Below are 2,138 nucleotides of genomic sequence, written 5' to 3' on the forward strand. Positions count from 1 at the left end.
GCTCCGGGTCGGCGGGCGTGGCGTAGCCGACCAGCCGGGTGCGGCCGGGCTCGTCCTCGCGGACCACCACGAGGGCCTGGTCGACGGCGGGGTGGGCGCGCAGCGCGGCCTCGATCTCGCCGGGCTCGATCCGGAAGCCGCGGACCTTGACCTGCCGGTCGAGCCGGCCGAGGAACTCCAGCTCCCCGTCGGCGTTCCAGCGGGCCCGGTCGCCGGTGCGGTAGAGCCGGGCGCCGGGCGGGCCGAAGGGGTCGGCGACGAAGCGCGCGGCGGTCAGCCCGGGGCGGTCCAGGTAGCCGCGGGCGACGCCCTCGCCGCCGAGGTACAGCTCGCCGTCGGTGCCGGGCGGCTGCGGCCGCATGGCCTCGTCCAGCACGTACACCCGGGCGTGCGGCAGGGCGGCGCCGATGGTGGGCGAACCGGTGCCGGCGGCGAGCGGGCCGGTCCAGGTGGCGACGATGGTGGCCTCGGTCGGGCCGTAGGAGTTGACCATGCGCCGGCCGGGCGCCCAGCGGTCGACCAGCTCGGCGGGGCAGGCCTCGGCGCCGACGATCAGGGTGCGCAGGTGGCGGCCCGCGCCGGCGGGGACGGTGGCCAGGGCGGCGGGCGGGATCAGGGTGTGGGTGATCCGGTGCTCGTCCAGGACGGCGGCGAGTTCCTCGCCCAGCCAGGGGCCGTCCGGGGGGACCACCAGGGTGGCGCCGGTGAGGACGGAGACGCACAGTTCCAGCACGGAGGCGTCGAAGCTGGGCGAGGCGAACTGGAGCACCCGGTCGCCGGGGCCGACGGCGTACTGCTCGGCGGCGGCCGCGGTGAAGCCGGCGATCCCCCGGTGGGTGACCACCACGCCCTTGGGGGTGCCGGTGGAGCCGGAGGTGTAGATGACGTACGCCGGGTGGGCGGGGGTGAGCGGGGTGGTGCGGTCTGCGTCGGTGGGCGCGGTGTCCGGCCCCTCGGCGGCCCAGACCTGGGCCTGGTCGTCGAGCAGCAGGTGGGCGCCCGCGTCGCGGACCATGAACTCCCGCCGGGGCGCCGGGTAGTCCGGGTCGACCGGGAGGAAGGCGCCGCCGGCCTTGGCGACGGCGAGCTGGGCGACCGTCATGGCCGCCGAGCGGGGCAGGGCGAGGGCGACCAGCCGCTCCGGTCCGACGCCGCGCCCGATCAGCTGGTGGGCCAGCCGGTTGGCGGCCCGGTCCAGTTCGGCGTACGAGAGTTCCCGCTCGCCGTCGAGCAGCGCCGGTGCCCCGGGGGTGGCGGCGGCCTGGCGTTCGAACAGCTCGGGCAGGGTCGCCTCGGGCACCGGGCGGAAGGTGCCGTGCGTCCCGGCGGGCAGCGCGTCCGGGTCGGCCAGCGGCAGCGCGCCGACGGGGCGGCCCGGGTCGTGGGCGACGGCGGTCAGCAGGGTGGCGAGCTGGCCGGCCATCCGCTCGACGGTGTCCCGGTCGAACAGGTCGGTGTTGTACGTGACCAGGCCGTGCAGCGCGCCGCTCGCGGTCTCGACGAATTCGAGGATCAGCTCGAAGGCCGTCCGCACGGCGTCGGTCTCGACGCCGGTCACGTCGAGGCCCGGCAGATCGAGGTCGGCGGACGGCGCGTTCTGGAGCACCACGTGGACCTGGAAGAGCGGGCTGCGGCTGGTGTCGCGCTCGGGCTGGACGGCGTCGACCACCTGCTCGAAGGGCACCTCCTGGTGGGCGAAGGCGTCCAGGACGGTCTGCCGCACCTCGCCGAGCAGGGCGTCGAAGGGCTGCCCGGGCTCGACCCGGGAGCGCAGCACCAGGGTGTTGACGAAGAATCCGACCAGCTGCTGGACCTCGGGCCGGTGCCGGCCGGAGGTGACGGTGCCGACGGTGATGTCGGTCTCCCCGCAGAGCCGGGCCAGGTAGGCCTGGGCCGCGGCGACCAGGGTGGTGAACAGGGTGGCGCCGCGCTCCCGGCCGACCTCGGCCAGCCGGCGGGCGGTGTCGGCGGGCAGTTCCAGCCGGACGGTCGCGGCGTTGGCGGCGTCGGCGGTGCGCACCGCGGGCCGGGGCCGGTCGACGGGCAGCCGCGGCGGGACGACGCCGTACGAGCGCCAGAGCGCGGCGAGCGAGACCATCACCGCGAACAGGGCGGGCTGGACGACGTCCACCCGGTCC

Annotated in this window: 1 protein-coding gene; it reads right to left on the reverse strand. The window is 76.8% G+C overall.

The features are described 5' to 3' along the window. The coding region (locus ABZW03_RS40185; protein WP_355269746.1) for an amino acid adenylation domain-containing protein at nucleotides 1–2,138 on the reverse strand (2,138 nt) is incomplete at both ends.

Origin of the sequence: Kitasatospora sp. NPDC004799, assembly GCF_040609095.1 — a bacterium.
Classification (GTDB): Bacteria; Actinomycetota; Actinomycetes; order Streptomycetales; family Streptomycetaceae; genus Kitasatospora.